Source organism: Novosphingobium sp. UBA6272, from assembly GCF_002440635.1.
In the GTDB taxonomy this organism is placed as follows: domain Bacteria; phylum Pseudomonadota; class Alphaproteobacteria; order Sphingomonadales; family Sphingomonadaceae; genus Novosphingobium.
Window position 1 is genome coordinate 224445 of sequence record NZ_DJUW01000026.1, and the last position, 16479, is coordinate 240923.

Genomic DNA, 16479 nt, shown 5'->3' on the forward strand with positions numbered 1-16479 from the left:
CGCGTGACCACCACCCTTGCCACTGCCCCGGTGCGTTCAGCCGGTTTCTTCACCGCTCACCTGGCCGAGGCGGACCCGGAGGTCCATGCCGCGATCCAGAACGAACTCAATCGCCAGCGCCACAACATCGAACTGATCGCGAGCGAGAACATCACCAGTCTGGCCGTTCTCGAGGCGACCGGATCGGTCTTCACCAACAAGTACGCCGAAGGCTATCCAGGCAAGCGCTACTATGGCGGCTGCGAATATGCCGACGTGGTCGAGAACCTGGCGATCGAACGGGCCAAGGCGCTGTTCGGCTGCCAGTTCGCCAATGTCCAGCCCAATTCCGGCAGCCAGATGAACCAGGCAGTATTCCTGGCGCTGCTCAGCCCGGGCGACAAGTTCATGGGGCTCAACCTCAACGCCGGCGGGCACCTCACCCACGGCAGCCCGGTGAACATGAGCGGCAAGTGGTTCGTCCCCGTCCCCTATGGCGTGCGCCAGGAAGACGAGCAGATCGACATGGACGAGGTTGCGGCCCTCGCCCGTGAGCACAAGCCCAAGCTGATCATCTGCGGCGGCACCGCCTATTCGCGCCACTGGGATTTCAAGCGCTTCCGCGAAATCGCCGACGAGGTGGGCGCCTGGCTGCTGGCCGATATCTCGCACTTCTCCGGCCTGGTCGCCGGAGGCGCGCACCCCTCGCCCTTCCCCCACGCCCATGTCGTGACCACCACCACACACAAGAGCCTGCGCGGACCGCGCTCTGGCGTGATCCTGACCAATGACGAGGATCTCGCCAAGAAGATGAACATGGCGGTGTTCCCCGGCCTGCAGGGCGGGCCGCTGGTCCACGTTATCGCGGCCAAGGCGGTGGCCTTTGGCGATGCGCTGAAGCCGGAATTCAAGGCCTATGCCGCGCAGGTTGTAGCCAATGCCAAGGCGCTCGCCGCCAGCGTTACCGAGCAGGGGCTGCGGGTGGTTTCGGGCGGGACCGACAATCACCTGATGCTGGTCGACCTTTCGGCCAAAAACGTTACCGGCAAGGCTGCCGAAAAGGGCCTCGATCGGGCCTGGCTGACCTGTAACAAGAACGGCATTCCCTATGATACCCGTTCGCCCTTCGTCACCTCGGGGATCCGGCTCGGCACGCCGGCCGGAACCACCCGCGGGTTCGGCGAGGAAGAGTTCCGCGTGATCGGCCAGCTGATCGCCGAGGTCGTTGACGGCATGGCCCGCAACGGCGATGAAGGCGACGGTCAGGTGGAACAGCGCGTCCGCGACCGTGTGGCCGAACTGTGCACCGCCTTTCCGATCTATCCGGGACTCTGATCATGAGCGACAACTTCGTGGACGACGCCAAGGCGGAAATCAGCGGCATGGCCAAGGAAGGCATGCGGCACCCATCGACCAAGCCGGTGCTGACCGGGGCGGCAGTCGGCGCAGCGGCAGGCTTGCTGCTTCCGGTGCTGTCGATTCCGGCTGGTCTGGTCATTGGTGCAGGCATCATGTTCTACAAGCGGGTCCGCCCGTAAGTGCGTTGTCCGTTCTGCGCTCATGATGACAGCCAGGTAAAGGATTCGCGCCCAACCGAAGACAACACGGCGATCCGCCGCCGCCGCCAGTGTGACAGCTGCGGCGCGCGCTTCACCACCTTCGAGCGGGTCCAGCTGCGCGAAATCACTGTGGTGAAGTCTGACGGTACGCGCGAAAGCTTCGACCGTTCCAAGATCGACCAGTCGGTTGCCCTCGCCTGCCGCAAGCGCGGTCTGGCGCAGGAGCGGCTCGATCAGCTGGTTTCTGGCGTGCAGCGCCAGATCGAGACCATGGGCGAAAGCGAAGTCACTACCCGGGGGATCGGGGAAATGGTGATGGAAGGCCTGCGCGGGCTCGACAGCGTCGCCTACATCCGCTTCGCCAGCGTCTATCGCGACTTTACCGAAGCCAAGGACTTCGAGGATTTCGCCAGCACGGTAAGGGATGCGGGCAAAGCATAGCTACTTGCCACTGGTCGTTCTCGCCAATATGCAAACTCCCTGCTCGCTCATCCTGAGGAGCGAAGGAGACTGAGCTTGTCGAAGGCTCATTCGCGTCTCGAAGGACCTGTTGCCACGCGATGACCTTGCAGTTCTGGACTTACATGCTGCGCTGCTCCGACGGCAGCTATTACATCGGGCACACCGATGACATCGATGTCCGCCTGGCTCAGCATAATGATGGAACCTATCCCGGTTACACCCACAATCGCAGACCGGTTGAGCTGGTCTGGTCGGATCTTTGTGCCGATCGAGACACCGCCTTTGCCAACGAACGCAAGTTGAAGGGCTGGTCCCGGGCAAAGAAGGAGGCCTTGATCCGTGGTGAGTGGGATGTGATCCGTCAGCTTGCGAGCCGAGCGCGGGTCCTTCGAGACGGGCAAGAGCCTTCGACAAGCTCAGTCTCTTCCCCTCCTCAGGATGAGCGAAATCTGGCCACCGTCAGTGAACCAATCATCGTCCTCGTCCGCCCGCAGCTGGGTGAGAATATCGGCAAGGCGGCTCGGGCGATGCTCAATTTCGGGCTGACCGAACTGCGGCTGGTTTCCCCGCGCGATGGCTGGCCCAATCCCAGCGCGGGTCCCGCGGCTGCCGGCGCCGACCTGGTACTGGAAAAGGCCGAGGTGTTCGAATCGCTGGCCGATGCAGTCGCCGACTGCGCCCATGTCTATGCCACCACCGTGCGCAAGCGCGGGGTGACAAAGCCGGTTCTGACCCCCGAGCAGACTGCCCGCGCGGTCCATACCGACCAGGGCCGCTCGGCCTTTATCTTCGGGCCGGAACGCTCGGGGCTGGAGACCGAAGATGTTGCGCTGGCCAGGGCAATCGTCACGGTGCCGATCAATCCGGAATTCGGCTCACTCAACCTTGCCCAGGCGGTGATCCTGCTGGCCTATGAGTGGTCAAAACATGTCGCGCTGGAGCAGCCCCCAATCGAAGAGCTTCTGCCCCCGGCACCGCAGGAAGAGCTGGAAGGCCTGATCGGTCAGTTGGAGGAGATGTTGGCGCCAACCGGCTATTATCTGCCCGAAAAGCGCGCCGTTGCAACGCGCCGGACCTTGCGGACCCTGCTCACCAAGCCCGGCTGGAACCATCTTGAGGTGCGCACCTTCCGCGGCGTGCTGTCCGCCTTGCGCAAGGGGCCGCGGCGGCCCGGCACCAAAGACCTGCCCAAGGGTTGACTTTCACGCGCTTCGCGGCCAAAGGCGCGCCTTCGCAATTGACCAGGCACTCCGGTGAAGCCTTGGTCGCGTCCGGCAACAGGCCGGGCGGTGCGGTTCCGGACCAGAAGCGGCACACCGCGTACCGCATGCAAATTGAAGGACAGACGCGCCATGTCAAAGCGCAATTCGTCGAAGTATAAAATTGATCGCCGTATGGGCGAAAACATCTGGGGCCGTCCGAAGAGCTCGGTCAACCGCCGCTCCTACGGTCCCGGCCAGCACGGCCAGCGCCGCAAGGGCAAGCTTTCGGACTTCGGCATCCAGCTGCGCGCCAAGCAGAAGCTCAAGGGCTACTATGGCGACGTCACCGAAAAGCAGTTCAAGCGCACCTACCAGGAAGCGAGCCGCATGAAGGGCGATACCGGTCAGAACCTGATCGGCCTGCTCGAACAGCGCCTCGACATGGTTGTGTACCGCTGCAAGTTCGCGCCGACCATCTTCTCGGCCCGCCAGATCGTTTCGCACGGCCACATCTATGTGAACGGCGTGAAGTGCAACATCGCCAGCCGCCGCGTGCGTCCGGGCGACGTGGTCAGCCTGGGCAAGAAGGCCAAGGAAATGGCCCTGATCGCCGAAGCGCAGGGCCTGCCCGAGCGTGAAATCCCCGACTATGTCGCGCCCGATGGCACCGACAAGGCAACCTTCGTCCGCGTTCCGACGCTTGACGAAGTGCCCTACCCGGTGAAGATGGAACCGAACCTCGTGGTCGAATTCTACTCGCGCTAATCACTTAGCCAGAGTTGCAAACGCATTAGGGCGGTACCCGTATGGGGCCGCCCTTTTTCGTTGGGGCTGTTTGTTTGCGCAGCCTTCATGCCGGTTTGCGACAAAGACGGCAGGAGGTGGCCGATGCCCCAGTTCCGCTTTGTCACGCCGCACCGCTGCGGCAAATGGTATCCCGAATTGACCCAGGCCCAGCGCTACGCGGCCGCGATCGGCGCAGGCTTTCTCGATGGCCGGAATGGTATGTTCCAGGCCTATCGCGAAACCCGTCTTGAGACGCGTTGAAGGGGGTTTAATCGTCCAATTAATTTGCTACCTCGACACTCAGACAGGGTGGAGGAATGCGAATGGATTTCGATGACGTGATCATGGGACGGCGCAGTACACGCGGCTATCTGGACAAACCGGTCCCGCGCGCGCTGATCGAGGAAGTGCTGACGTTGGCGATGCGCGCACCGAGTTCGATGAATACACAGCCCTGGAACTTCCACATCATCACCGGCGAACCGCTTGACCGGATCCGCGCAGGCAATACCGAACGGAATCTCGCCGGCGTACCGCACAGCCGCGAATTCCGCACCGGCCATGCTTTTGAAGGGGTCCACCGCGAACGCCAGATCGGGGTCGCCAAGCAGCTGTTCGCTGCCCAGGGCATCGCCCGCGAAGACAAGGAGGCCAGGCTCGACTGGGTACTGCGCGGGTTCCGCCAGTTCGACGCCCCGGTCTGCGTTATCGTCACTTATGACAAGGAACTGGCCGACAGCGACGATACCGCCTTCGATTGCGGTGCGGTCACCACCGCGCTGGTAAACGCGGCCTGGTCACGCGGGCTCGGCTGCGTGATCAACAGCCAGGGAATCATGCAAAGCCCGGTAGTGCGCGAACACGCCGGAATTCCTGACGATCAGGTGATCATGAAGGCTGTGGCCTTGGGCTGGCCCGATGACAGCTTCCCCGCGAACGCCGTGGTGTCGGAACGCAAGAGCGTGGACGAGGCCACGCGCTGGGTGGGGTTCGACCTGGAAGAGGCTTGATCAAACTCGAACTGGCACGCGCAATATTTAGCGAAAAGGGCTCTCAAAAGGGGTATTGAACTACTTGGTTGACTGCGCTCCACCAAGTATGAGACAGTGTTCACGACAGTGTTATACTTTGTAAGTGACTCATGATGCCCCCCCATCCGGCGATCGAAGCGTTGCTCGATCCTCCTGCCAAAGCCCGCGTTAAACGCGTATTCGAGACTTTTGGATTGCCGGATATTTCGGGCAAGGAACATTGCCCGCGTTTGGTCGCTATCGGTTGGAGAGAAATCCTCGATAACAGAAGTTCGATCGAGCTGCGTGGAGAAGCAGAGTGGGCGGCCGTCTATGGCGGTTTTGTGGCCGCCACGGTCGTTGAGACCTATGAAATGCGTAGAGCCCTTAGCGACCAGATGCTGGGCTTCGCCAAGACCCGAACCGAGATGATGATGCGGGCCGGTTCCGGCTATTTTGGAGTGGGCCGAAAGATCTTCATCGCCGACGGGCGAGATGCGAGCTTGCTCGAAGCCGCTATTGCCATACTAAACCAGCTTCTGACCGACAGGGGCAAACTCACCCAGGCCCAGCTGCGACTTGCCACCGGCATGCGCGGCGTCTCACGCATCCTGCTTTGCCGCACGCGCTCTGACGAAATCGAACTCGAAGAGGCGTTCGACGATCTTTATGACTCGTATGAGCTCGGCAACGATGGCGCTGAGTGCCAAACCTACCTTCGTGAATGCCTTGTTCGTAGGCTCGAGTTAGGGTTTGATCATGCAGCCCATGACAGCCTGGCGGAGTTGCTCGGCATCACCAGGTTCAAAGATCGTCAGTACTACTCCGACGTTTACAAATGGCACATGGCTTCGTTGAAACCTATTGAAAGCGGCGATCCAGCTCGGGTGCATCATGTTGAAGCGGCGATAGCCGCCTGCTCAAAGGCACTTACGCTTCAAGATTCCACTAACGAAAATTCCGATTACGTGTTTCACGGGTATCGGGGACATACCACCTCGCTGCGCTGGAGCCTGATTGGAGATGCCGCGGAACAGCGGATGCTAGAAGATATCGAAGCCGCGCTTCCCGATCTTCGTTTGGCGGCCGCTCATGGGTTCGGAGGCGCCGATCTGTCGCTGGCGCTGCTACGCCATTCCGGATTGAATAGTCTGGTCCAACCTGACCAGGCATTGGCCGATCTGGATGAAGCTGAAGCTTCCCTGCATTTGGTTGGCTCCCCTGAATTGAGAGACAAGGTTGGCAAACAAATTGCAGCCAGCAAGCTGGAGCTTGCGCTGCGTGAAGCCATTGCGGCTCATGACAATCCGGGCATCTTGGCGTTTTGCAACCAATTGCTGGCAATCGGCACAGCGGGAAATCGCTGGCATTTTTCTGCCTTGCTGGGCTTGCATCAATCCTGGAGCGAACAACTGAACGGGACCATCGAACTTGGAATAACGACCAAAGCGGTCATCGATCAGGTCGTCTCATTTGTCGATGAACTCGAAGAAACCAGCGAGCATACCGGACTTTGCCTCTCTTACGCTGCAGGCCTGTCACGACGCCTCGATGCCGACAATCTAGGTATGGAAACTTATCGGCTTTATACTGCGGCTATCGACATTCTGAAGGAGCCCAATGCCTCATTGCTCTCACAGGCTGCGGACTATGCTCTGCGGCTTTCAAAGCTTGGCCAAACAGTCATTACCGACGAGGATGCACCAGAGCTTATCGTCGAAGCGATAGCTTACTTCGAACGAGCGCAAGCCGTGGCCGTAGGGACCATTGAGTCACTTCCGGATTCATTTTCCTTTATGGTGAGCCATTCCAAATTGGGCGAAGCCTATCTGCGGGCCGGGATAGCTTTGGCTGGACCAGACGCCCATCAAAAGGCGATCTTTCATTTTCAGAAAGCAAAGGCCTACGGCAACCAAACCCCGCACCTTTTGGGCCTTTTGGGCGATGCCTATTACCGCCAGGCCCGGGCAGCCAGAGATCCCGAACTGTTCAAACAAGCCCTGGAACTCAAACTCCAGGCCAGAGAGCAAGGTCAGAAATCCCGCGAACAATGCAGCATGATTGCAAGGATTCACGAGTTCTTTTACGAGCAATCGGGCGATCCGGCACACCTAAGGGAAGCGATCGAAGCGGCGCTCAGCGCGCATTGCGAGGAACCAAACTGGCCCTGGCCGTTGTTCCAGCTCGCCGGCTATGCCGAGCGCCCCGCTTCGGCCTTGTCTCAATTGATAGCACCGTGCCCGGAATTGCCAGGCATGCTTGCCGATGTCCGGGAGAAAGTGCTGGCAGGCAAGCGTCAGGATTTGCTCGACGCTGCGGTGCACAGGGCTGCCAGCTCTGATGAATTCAAGCGGAAGCTGCTCGGCGGACGATCGCAAGTCTTCTTTCTCGAGGATCCGCATCGCTTGCTGAGCAGTGCGATGGTGCTGAAACCGATGGGGCGCGCTGATGCGCAAAAAGAAATCGATGCCACCAAGAAGTTTGCTAGTTATCTGGGAACGAACACGGACTTCAAGGATTTGCTCCTGCCCAAGCCGATTGCAATGATCGACTATAGACCCGCCCCCGCCAACGGACGCAAGAAACCGGATATCGACAGCATATATGCGATGGAGCGCGAAAGCGGGAGAGATCTGGGAAGGTACATCTTCAAGGACACGCCCAACGGCTACGCTGGCAGCGAACTTGTCATGAAATCACTCGATTTTCTGCGGATCTACCATGACTGGTGCGGGATCAATTGGGACGACGACAACGCGTTTGCACGGAAAACCCTGGAGCGTTTCAAAGGAAACCTCTCAAAAATAGAGAATATCGAAGCTCCACAACGGGCGGCAGAGGCCTGGTTCAAATTGTTGCCCAGCGATCTGCCGGTCTCCAAGAAAAAGGATGCGCATCCCGAAAACTGGATCGTCGACCGGCGGTCTCGGATCGTAATGATCGATCTTGAAGCTTCAAAGCCGGAAATCGTGTTTCGCGACATATCGCAATTGATCGACGATTATCCGGTTTTCGCAAACACTAGCGAAGGCTGGAATCAGCGACTGGATTTGGTCAAGCATTATTGTGATGAAGCCGGTCTGGATGAATTCGATGCCGAAGAACGCGAGCGCGCCTATACTGCCTTTGCGATCAAGCGGGCCGCATTTGGCTATACCTTCGTCCCGTCCAAAATGCGGGAAGCCAAAAGCTCGGCCGGGAGAAAACGGCTTCAGGCCAGGCGCAGGCATTATGCCGGCCTGGCCAGGTTTCTGGCGGCGAATTCGCGTTTCGCGGAGGCTCGATTTGTTGCCCAGCAGCTTGCGACCGCGTTCGCAAAATAGGGAACCGGAAATTATTGTAGGGTGTGAAAACAAGACTCTAGGCTTCCTGGCGCTCCAGCCGCTCACTCGCTACCAGCCACAGCTCCTCTGCCTGCTCTAGCTCGCGCAGCGCCTCGCCGCGGCGGCGGGAGAGTTCGCCCATGGTGAGGTCGCGCAAATCGGCGGCGGCGCTATTGGGAGCGAATATCGCCTGGTCGATCGCCGATAGCTGCTTCTGCCAGCGGGCGACCACGACCTCGGCCTCGCTGACTTCCTTGGCCACTTGCCGCGCGAGCTCACGGGCCTGGGCGGCGGCTTTCTTGTCTTTCTTTTCGCCCTTGGGCTTGCCATCGGCCTTGGGCTGATTGCGGCCCAGCACGAAGTCGATGTAATCCTCCATCGATCCGGCATAGTCGCTGGCGGTGCCGTTATCGACCAGCACCAGCCGGTCGGCGGTCAGTTCAACCATGTGCCGATCGTGGCTGATCAGGATCACCGCGCCGCTGAATTCGTTGAGCGCCTGGACCAGCGCCTCGCGCGCATCGACGTCGAGGTGGTTGGTCGGCTCGTCGAGGATCAGCAGGTTGGGCGCATCGCGGGTGATCAGCGCCAGCGCCAGCCGCGCGCGCTCGCCGCCCGAAAGCGACCCGACCTTGGTCGTGGCGCGGTTGCCCGAAAAGCCGAACCGGCCCAGCTGCGCCCGCACCGCGCCGGGGGTGGCGTTCGGCATCGCGCGGGTCATGTGCTCCAGCGGGGTATCGCCGCCTGCCAGTTCCTCGACCTGGTACTGGGTGAAGTAGCCCACAGTCATCTGCCCCGAGGCCCGCATCGAACCTTCGAGCGCAGGGAGCTGCGCCGCCAGCAGCCGCGCCAGCGTGGTCTTGCCGTTGCCGTTGCGGCCCAGCAGCGCGATCCGGTCATCGGGATCGATCCGCAGGTTGAGCCGCTGGAGGATCGGCTTGTCGTTGTACCCCACTGCCGCCAGATCGAGCGTGATCAATGGCGGGCGCATTTCCTTGGGGCTGGGAAAATCGAAGCTGAGGCTGGGATCTTCCATCAAGGCCGCGATCGGCTGCATCCTGGCGAGCATCTTGGCGCGCGACTGGGCCTGCTTGGCGGTGGAAGCACGCGCCGAATTGCGCGCGACGTAGTCTTGCAGCTTGGCCCGCTGGGCATCCTGCGAGGCCTTGGCCGCAGCCAGCTGCGCGGCGCGTTCGGCCCGCTGGGTCTCAAACGAATCGTAGTTGCCGGGATAGAGCGCCAGCTTGCCGCCCTGCAGGTGCAGGATCGAATCGACCACATTGTTGAGCAGGTCCCGCTCGTGGCTGATCACCAGAAGCGTGCCGGGATAGCCCTTCAAAAAGCTCTCCAGCCATAGCGTCGATTCGAGGTCGAGGTGGTTCGACGGCTCGTCGAGCAGCAGTACGTCGGGCGCCGAGAACAACAGCGCCGCCAGCGCCACCCGCATCTTCCACCCGCCCGAAAAGCTGTCGAGCGGCTGGGCCTGCATGGCTTCGTCAAAACCCAGCCCGGTCAGGATGATCGCCGCGCGCGAGGGGGCGGAATAGGCATCGATCGCCAGCAGCCGATCATGCAGATCGCCAAGCCGGTGGGGATCGACACAGTGCTCAGCCTCTTCGAGCAGCGCGGTGCGTTCCGCATCGGCGGCGAGCACGGCTTCGAACGGCGTGATCTCCCCGCTCGGCGCTTCCTGCGCAATATAGCCCAGGCGCGTGCGCTTGGGCATTTCGACCGAGCCCTCGTCGGCATCGAGCTCGCCGACCAGCACTTTCATCAAGGTTGACTTGCCCGCGCCGTTGCGCCCGATCAGCCCGATCCGGCCCCCGGGCGGAATCGTCGCCGAAGCCCCATCGAGGATGACCCGGCCGCCAAGCCGCACGGTGACTGCGTTGATCGTAAACATTGCGCCGCGCCCCTAGCAGGGTTGCTGGGGATGACCAAACGAAGGCTTGGATTCAGGCGTAGTCCCGCCGGAAACTTGCCGCAAACGCAGCAAACCGCCCTTCCGCAATCGCCTCGCGCATGGCCGCCATCAGTTGCTGGTAAAAGGTCAGGTTGTGCTCGGTCAGCAGCATCGCCCCCAGAATTTCGCCGCTCTTGTGGAGGTGATGCAGGTAGGCGCGGCTGTACTTGGTGCAGGCATCGCAAGGGCAGCGTTCATCAAGCGGTGCGGTATCTTCGGCATGGCGCGCGTTGCGCAGGTTGACCGGGCCGTGCCAGGTGAAGCCCTGCCCGTTCCGGCCTGAGCGGCTGGGCAGCACGCAATCGAACATGTCTACCCCGCGCTCGACCGCGCCGACCAGATCGTCGGGCTTGCCCACGCCCATCAGGTAGCGGGGCTTGTCGGCGGGGAGCATGCCCGGGGCGAAGTCGAGCGTGGCGAACATCGCCTCCTGCCCCTCGCCCACCGCCAGACCGCCGATTGCATAGCCATCGAAGCCGATTTCCTGCAGCGCCTGGGCGCTCTCGCGGCGCAGAGCTTCGTCGAGCGCGCCCTGCTGGATACCGAACAACGCAGCGTGGCTGGCGTGCTCTTCGCCGCTGTCAAACCCGGCGCGGCTGCGGGCGGCCCAGCGCATCGACATCTGCATCGACTTTTCGATCACCTCGCGCGGAGCATCGGCCCGCGGGCATTCATCGAAGGCCATGACGATGTCACTGCCCAGCAAGCGCTGGATCTCCATCGAGCGTTCGGGGGTGATCAGGTGCTTGGAGCCATCGAGATGGCTTTTGAAGGTCACCCCCTCCTCGGTGATCTTGCGCAGGTCAGACAGGCTCATCACCTGATAGCCGCCGCTGTCGGTCAGGATCGGGCGATCCCAGTTCATGAACCTGTGCAGCCCGCCCAGCCGCGCGACCCGTTCCGCTCCGGGGCGCAGCATCAGGTGATAGGTGTTGCCAAGCAGGATATCAGCGCCGGTCTGCCGCACGCTCTCGGGCTTCATTGCCTTGACCGTGGCGGCGGTGCCGACCGGCATGAAAGCAGGTGTGCGAATCTCGCCCCGGCGCATGGCAATGGTGCCGGTGCGGGCCTTGCCATCGGTGGCGTGGATCGAGAATGCGAAGCGCGGAGCGGTCATCCGCCGCGCCCTATTCGAAACGGTTGCGTTCGACCAGCCCAACCAGCCCGGCGCGCATTTCGCGCCAGGCAGCCTCCTCAGCGGCATTCGCGGCATTAGTGGCATTCTCGATTACGTCGATCGTCGCCTCGATAAGCCCGCGGTACCAGTCCGGCGGGACTGCCAGTGCGACACGGTGATGCGGCACCGACGTATCGAAATAAATCCGCGCCTCGATTGGATTTTCGAACCAGCACAGCAGGTAATAGATCGTGTTGCCGACCATCTCCGCTTCCAGCTTGGCCGGATCGTGCGGAGAATGGTGGGCAAAGCTGGCCCGCGCATCGGGGTACCGGCGGTAGTATTCGGCCATGACCGGCCCGGTCGGATCGCCATGGCTTTCGGCATAGCGTTCCAGCCGGGCTTCGATCGCCGCTTTGCTTGCCAGATCCGTCATCGCTCCGCCCCTTCCAGGCCTTGGCCTAGCAGGGACGGAGCGGGTTTGTCTTGCCCTGGATCAAGCGTCGGGCAGCCAGTTGCCGTGAAAACCCGGCGGGACTCGGTGCGGGATGTGGATGCTGGCGACCGGCGGTTTGGACATGTCGGCGGCGTCCAGAATGACGAGATCGGTAGTGTCGGTCAGCCGGTCGATCACATAGCCCATTACCCAGCCGTCACCCTCTGGCGCATTGGCGCTGCGCGGCACGAAGACGAACTCGCCCGGAACCTTGCCCGGCCCGAAATCATGGACCTGGCGCTCACCGGTCTCCAGATCGTAGCGATAGATCGGCGCATCGCCGAGGAACGAGCTTTCTCCGCCAGGCAGCCCCAGCGACCAGGCATAGCGATAGGTCTGGCCAAAGCGGCGCTCGTCGGGACGGTGGAATTCCTGCGGCGCGGTATCCAGCGTGATCCGTTCGACCTTGCCGCCCTTGGGATCGATCAGCCAGCGCTCCATCCCCAATGCCTTGCCGTTGGGACCGTCAGGACCGCCGGCGAACATCGTTTCGTGAACCGAACTGTCGCAGATCACCACGCCATCTTCGCGCTCATAGGCATTGGCAACATGGAAGACATAGCAGGGATCAACTTCGCACCAGACGATCTGTTCGGCGCTGCCGGTGCGCGGCAGCAGGCCGACCCGGGCCTTGTGCTCCGGGTTCCAGGCAAATGGAAACTGCTGGCCGCCGATCAGTGCCTTCATCGAAAAGGTCACCGGCAAGTCGAACACCAGCACATAATTCTTGGTGATCGCACATTCGTGAATCGAAGGACCGTCCTGCACCGGGATCGGCTCCTGCCGGACAACCTTGCCTTCCGGCGAGACGACCACATGCCAGACGGCGTTCTGGGTCATCCCGTCATAGACCACGGCATGCAGCTCTCCGGTCAGCGGGTCTTCGTGCGGATGGGCGCTGAAGGGCAATGTCAGCGAACCGCCGAAATCGGTGTAAGCGACCGTTTCCAAATTCTCGTCCAGTTCAGCCGGGAACGATCCGGCCTCGACGATCGCCAATACCTTGCCATGGTGCTGGATCACATTGGTGTTGATCAGATCACGCCGGCCGCGGCGCGGCCCCGGGGCTGCCTTGGGTCCGCCTTTGGATTCAAGCGCCTTCGATCGGATGTAGCGGTTGCGATACCACAGCGCCTTGCCGCCTTGCAGCCGCACGCCGTGAACCATTCCGTCACCGACGAACCAGTGATGGCCGCGCGGATCTGGGTTGAACGGGTTGGGCCCGATCCGGACGTAGCGACCGCTCAGTTCGGCCGGGATCTCGCCGGTCACCTTGAGATCCGTGATCGTGCGCTCATCCGACATCGGGGCATAGATCCCGGTAAGATAGGGATGCGCGCGATCCTTTTGCTGCAAGGCTCGATTGAGATTGGCCACGGTGGTTATGCCCTTGGTGACCACGGAACGGATCGCGGTTTCGACGGCGCTTGCCATGGGTGGAAACTCTCCTTAATGTTTATGCCGTAAACATAGAGGTTATGGTAACAGTGTCAACATCGAAAGCGGCGACGCGCACCTATCACCACGGCGATCTGCGCGCAGCCCTGGTCGAAGCGGGGTTGAAGGCGCTGGAAACCACCGACTTCGCCGATCTCTCGCTCCGCCACCTGGCCCGCGAAGTCGGCGTTTCCGCCACCGCCGTTTACCGCCACTTCCCCGACAAGCAGGCGCTGATGCAGGCGCTTGCCAATGCCGGGATCGAACAGCTGGGGCGATTCCAGCAGCAGGCCGCAGCCGATTCGGATGGCAGCGCCGATGCCTTTGCCGCAACAGGGCGCGCCTATGTCCGCTGGGCGCTGGCCAACCCGGCCTTGTTCCGCCTGACCTTCAGCCAATGCGACCGCGCCGGGCAGACTCTATTCGGAGATAATCTGGCAGCGCAATTGCTGCGCCAGAAGGCTGCCGGAGCGACCGGCGGCGATCCCGAGGCCGAGCAGCGCCTGATGATCCAGGCCTGGGCCGTTGTCCACGGCCTTGCCATGCTAATGCTCGATCAGCAGCTCCCGAACGATGATGCGATGATCGACCGGGTGATTGATTCCGCGACGCTGTTTCCGCGCTAGGCCCCGCCGCCAAACCGCGCCGCAGCGCGCTTCAATCCTTCGACCAGTGCGCCAAAAAACAATCCGGCGACAACGGTCGATAGCGCCAGTTCGGCAAAATCGACCTTGAGCTGGATCAGCGGTGCGGCAGCCACTGTCAGAAACAGCATGGCCGCGGCATTGAACAGCATCGGCATGACATTGATTATCTGGATGTAGATCGCCGCGATCATCACCAGCAGGCCGATAATCGTGCCGGTCGAGCCCATCTGCTGGGTTAAATAAACAACCTGCCAGGCCAGTCCGATGCCGACCAAGGCCCCGGCAATCGTCGCGGGCATGCGCTTGATCTCAAGCTGCTCAAGGTTGGCCCAGTGCCACAGCAGCAGGAACCCGCCGAACAGCGTCAGATCGGAAAACAGCATGGTTCCCAGCACCGCCCAGGCGATCACCAGCACCACCACGATGGCAACAATCGCCAGCCCCGCAACCGGACCGGGCGCCGCCGCGGGCGCCGAATTTGAATCGTTCATGATCAATCCCCTCCGCCCGCGCGCTGTTTGCATGCCGGGTGCCGTAACAGACCGGAAATGTCGCAGCGGCGCAAGCCGCGACTGTCAGGTTGGTAGCAACAGCGATCCATCGCCATAGCTGTAGAACCGGTAGCCCTCGGCAATGGCATGGGCATAGGCCGCCTGCATCCGCTCCAGCCCGATCAATGCACTGACCAGCATGAACAGGGTCGACCTGGGCAAGTGGAAGTTGGTGACCAGCCCGTCGATTCCCTTGAAGCGATAGCCCGGGGTGATGAAAATCGCGGTGTCCCCGGAAAAGGCATGGATCACCCGGGCTTCGTCGGCGGCGCTTTCGAGCAGGCGCAGCGAGGTGGTGCCAACCGCGATGATCCGCCCGCCAGCGGCGCGCGCCGCGTTGAGCCGGGCGGCGACTTCTGGTTCGATGCTGCCCCATTCGGCGTGCATCTGGTGATCCTGGGTGTCATCGGCCTTGACCGGCAGGAAGGTGCCGGCTCCGACGTGAAGGGTCAGCGTTTCGTGGCCGATCCCGGCCTCTGCCAGCGCCGCCATCAATTCGGGCGTGAAGTGCAGCGCGGCGGTGGGCGCGGCGACGGCACCATCCTTGGCGGCGAACATGGTCTGGTAATCGCTGCGGTCCCGATCGTCGATCGCGCGCTTTCCGGCAATATAGGGCGGCAGCGGCACCTGCCCAGCCCGGTCGAGCAGAACTTCGACAGGTTCCTCCCCGGCGAAAGCCAGGGTCCAGCTGCCATCGGCATGGCGCGCTACGGCCGTGGCGGAAACGCCGGCGGCGAATTCGATGCTGTCGCCGTCTTTCAGGCGCTTGGCGTTGCGGACAAAGGCCTGCCAACGGCGCAGGTCGATACGCTTGTGCAGCGTCGCGCCGATCCGGGCCTGGCCGCGATAACCCTCCAGCTGAGCGGGGATCACCCGGGTATCGTTGAAGACCAGCACGTCGCCAGGGCAGAGCTGGCCCGGCAGGTCGCGCATCGTCAGATCGCGCAACGGCTGCGCGCCCGGCACCACCAGCATCCGCGCCGAATCGCGCGGGCGAGCGGGACGCAGAGCAATCCGTTCGGGCGGAAGTTCGAAGTCGAACAGATCAACGCGCATTCTGCGCCGCTAGAGCAGCGCAGGGGCTTCGACAAGCTCAGCCGGAGCGGGTCTTGGGGTAAAACACATTCAAGTCCCGCTCCGGCTGAGCTTGTCGAAGCCCCCGGCGTAGTGCGCTCAGTTCGACTTCGAATTGCTCAGCATGTCGGCGGTGATCGCCGTCGGTGCCGGTGCGGCAACGGCTGGACGCGGCTTGTTTTCCGAAAGCATCGAAGCCTGGACGATCTTGGTCGGGTTCGACGGCGGCTCGCCGCGCACGATCGCGTCTACCACGTCCATCCCGGAAATCACCCGCCCGAAGTTGGTGTAACGGTGATCAAGCGCGAAGCGCGGGTAGAACACGATGAAGAACTGGCTGTTGGCGGTATCGGGCTGGTCGGTCCGTGCCATCGAAACCGTTCCACGCACATGCGGCACATAGTTGAATTCGGCCTTGAGGTCGGGCAGCTGCGAACCGCCCTGCCCGGTCCCGGTCGGATCGCCGGTCTGCGCCATGAAGCCATCGATCACGCGGTGGAAGATGATCCCGTTGTAAAAGCCCTGCTTGGTCAGCGTCTTGACCCGCTCGACATGGCCCGGAGCCCAGGTCGGCATCAGCCGGATCATGACGCGCCCGCCGTTCGACAGGTCGAGCACCAGGATATTGTCCGGATCGACCGAAACGTCAGGGCTTACCACCACGGAAATGGCCGGCGCAGCCGGAGCGAGCGGCTCCTTCTTCTTGGCGACCGCGGGGGTGGCAGCCAGCGTCAGGCCGAGGACAATGGAGGCAAACAGGCGGCGGTTCATGGATCAGAATTCTCGCAATAGGGCCAAACGGCCGATCGTCGGCGGCGGGATAGCGCCCCGACGCTGTCATGGCAATGAACGGAAACTACTCGTCCCCGATGG

The 16479-nt window shown here is 62.0% G+C and carries 16 protein-coding genes; 9 read left to right on the top strand and 7 right to left on the bottom strand.

The window, feature by feature from the left end; translation table 11 throughout:
- Positions 1 to 3 precede the first annotated feature (3 nt).
- The 8 genes from glyA (at position 4) to B2V17_RS12490 (ending at position 8321) form a co-directional block, all read left to right on the top strand.
- Positions 4 to 1314: a serine hydroxymethyltransferase gene (glyA, locus tag B2V17_RS12455; protein ID WP_292998149.1), complete on the top strand. Its 1311-nt coding sequence runs from the start codon at positions 4 to 6 to the stop codon at positions 1312 to 1314.
- 2 nt (positions 1315 to 1316) lie between these two features.
- Positions 1317 to 1517, top strand: a complete 201-nt coding sequence (locus B2V17_RS12460; RefSeq protein ID WP_292998151.1) for a hypothetical protein — start codon at positions 1317 to 1319, stop codon at positions 1515 to 1517.
- Positions 1518 to 1979: a transcriptional regulator NrdR gene (gene nrdR / locus B2V17_RS12465; protein ID WP_292998153.1), complete on the top strand. Its 462-nt coding sequence runs from the start codon at positions 1518 to 1520 to the stop codon at positions 1977 to 1979.
- Between the two features lie 125 nt (positions 1980 to 2104).
- On the top strand, positions 2105 to 3199 hold the full coding sequence (locus B2V17_RS12470; RefSeq protein WP_292998228.1) for a TrmJ/YjtD family RNA methyltransferase: 1095 nt from the start codon (positions 2105 to 2107) through the stop codon (positions 3197 to 3199).
- A gap of 153 nt (positions 3200 to 3352) precedes the next feature.
- Positions 3353 to 3967: a 30S ribosomal protein S4 gene (gene rpsD, locus B2V17_RS12475; RefSeq protein WP_292998155.1), complete on the top strand. Its 615-nt coding sequence runs from the start codon at positions 3353 to 3355 to the stop codon at positions 3965 to 3967.
- Between the two features lie 123 nt (positions 3968 to 4090).
- Entirely contained in the window at positions 4091 to 4249 is a 159-nt protein-coding gene (locus B2V17_RS12480) for a hypothetical protein (RefSeq protein ID WP_292998156.1), read from the top strand.
- 62 nt (positions 4250 to 4311) lie between these two features.
- A complete protein-coding gene (locus tag B2V17_RS12485) occupies positions 4312 to 4998 on the top strand; it encodes a nitroreductase (RefSeq protein ID WP_292998157.1) in 687 nt (228 codons plus the stop codon).
- 131 nt (positions 4999 to 5129) lie between these two features.
- On the top strand, positions 5130 to 8321 hold the full coding sequence (locus B2V17_RS12490; RefSeq protein WP_292998158.1) for a hypothetical protein: 3192 nt from the start codon (positions 5130 to 5132) through the stop codon (positions 8319 to 8321).
- 37 nt (positions 8322 to 8358) lie between these two features.
- On the opposite strand, the gene B2V17_RS12495 is transcribed toward B2V17_RS12490, so the two are convergent.
- From B2V17_RS12495 to B2V17_RS12510, 4 genes are read right to left on the bottom strand one after another with little or no spacing between them, the layout of a single operon-like run.
- Positions 8359 to 10224, bottom strand: coding sequence for an ABC-F family ATP-binding cassette domain-containing protein (locus B2V17_RS12495; protein WP_292998159.1), 1866 nt, complete (start codon positions 10222 to 10224; stop codon positions 8359 to 8361).
- A 52-nt stretch (positions 10225 to 10276) separates the two neighbouring features.
- Entirely contained in the window at positions 10277 to 11401 is a 1125-nt protein-coding gene (gene tgt, locus B2V17_RS12500) for a tRNA guanosine(34) transglycosylase Tgt (RefSeq protein WP_292998160.1), read from the bottom strand.
- Positions 11402 to 11411: 10 nt separating this feature from the next.
- Positions 11412 to 11837 (bottom strand): hypothetical protein, encoded by a 426-nt coding sequence (locus B2V17_RS12505; RefSeq protein WP_292998161.1) that lies wholly within the window; start codon positions 11835 to 11837, stop codon positions 11412 to 11414.
- A 60-nt stretch (positions 11838 to 11897) separates the two neighbouring features.
- Positions 11898 to 13331 (bottom strand): carotenoid oxygenase family protein, encoded by a 1434-nt coding sequence (locus B2V17_RS12510; protein ID WP_292998162.1) that lies wholly within the window; start codon positions 13329 to 13331, stop codon positions 11898 to 11900.
- A 44-nt stretch (positions 13332 to 13375) separates the two neighbouring features.
- Here B2V17_RS12510 and B2V17_RS12515 point away from each other — a divergent pair, with 44 nt between their 5' ends.
- The gene (locus B2V17_RS12515) at positions 13376 to 13960 is read left to right on the top strand and encodes a TetR/AcrR family transcriptional regulator (protein ID WP_292998164.1); all 585 of its coding nucleotides are present in this window, start codon (positions 13376 to 13378) and stop codon (positions 13958 to 13960) included.
- Here the strand turns inward: B2V17_RS12515 and B2V17_RS12520 are convergent.
- The 3 genes from B2V17_RS12520 to B2V17_RS12530 form a co-directional block, all read right to left on the bottom strand.
- Positions 13957 to 14472, bottom strand: a complete 516-nt coding sequence (locus tag B2V17_RS12520; RefSeq protein WP_292998166.1) for a hypothetical protein — start codon at positions 14470 to 14472, stop codon at positions 13957 to 13959. The genes B2V17_RS12515 and B2V17_RS12520 overlap by 4 nt on opposite strands.
- 84 nt (positions 14473 to 14556) lie before the next feature.
- Complete coding sequence (gene queA / locus B2V17_RS12525; protein ID WP_292998168.1) at positions 14557 to 15588, bottom strand: tRNA preQ1(34) S-adenosylmethionine ribosyltransferase-isomerase QueA; 1032 nt, start codon at positions 15586 to 15588, stop codon at positions 14557 to 14559.
- Between the two features lie 117 nt (positions 15589 to 15705).
- Positions 15706 to 16377 (bottom strand): peptidylprolyl isomerase, encoded by a 672-nt coding sequence (locus B2V17_RS12530; protein WP_292998170.1) that lies wholly within the window; start codon positions 16375 to 16377, stop codon positions 15706 to 15708.
- Positions 16378 to 16479 lie beyond the last annotated feature (102 nt).

Coding starts and splice junctions, on each gene's coding strand:
- B2V17_RS12530 (WP_292998170.1), bottom strand. CDS start 16,377: ATGAACCGCCGCCTGTTTGCCTCCATTGTCCTCGGCCTGACGCTGGCT.
- queA (WP_292998168.1), bottom strand. CDS start 15,588: ATGCGCGTTGATCTGTTCGACTTCGAACTTCCGCCCGAACGGATTGCT.
- B2V17_RS12495 (WP_292998159.1), bottom strand. CDS start 10,224: ATGTTTACGATCAACGCAGTCACCGTGCGGCTTGGCGGCCGGGTCATC.
- B2V17_RS12490 (WP_292998158.1), top strand. CDS start 5,130: ATGATGCCCCCCCATCCGGCGATCGAAGCGTTGCTCGATCCTCCTGCC.
- B2V17_RS12460 (WP_292998151.1), top strand. CDS start 1,317: ATGAGCGACAACTTCGTGGACGACGCCAAGGCGGAAATCAGCGGCATG.
- tgt (WP_292998160.1), bottom strand. CDS start 11,401: ATGACCGCTCCGCGCTTCGCATTCTCGATCCACGCCACCGATGGCAAG.
- B2V17_RS12505 (WP_292998161.1), bottom strand. CDS start 11,837: ATGACGGATCTGGCAAGCAAAGCGGCGATCGAAGCCCGGCTGGAACGC.
- B2V17_RS12515 (WP_292998164.1), top strand. CDS start 13,376: ATGGTAACAGTGTCAACATCGAAAGCGGCGACGCGCACCTATCACCAC.
- B2V17_RS12520 (WP_292998166.1), bottom strand. CDS start 14,472: ATGAACGATTCAAATTCGGCGCCCGCGGCGGCGCCCGGTCCGGTTGCG.
- rpsD (WP_292998155.1), top strand. CDS start 3,353: ATGTCAAAGCGCAATTCGTCGAAGTATAAAATTGATCGCCGTATGGGC.
- B2V17_RS12480 (WP_292998156.1), top strand. CDS start 4,091: ATGCCCCAGTTCCGCTTTGTCACGCCGCACCGCTGCGGCAAATGGTAT.
- B2V17_RS12510 (WP_292998162.1), bottom strand. CDS start 13,331: ATGGCAAGCGCCGTCGAAACCGCGATCCGTTCCGTGGTCACCAAGGGC.
- B2V17_RS12485 (WP_292998157.1), top strand. CDS start 4,312: ATGGATTTCGATGACGTGATCATGGGACGGCGCAGTACACGCGGCTAT.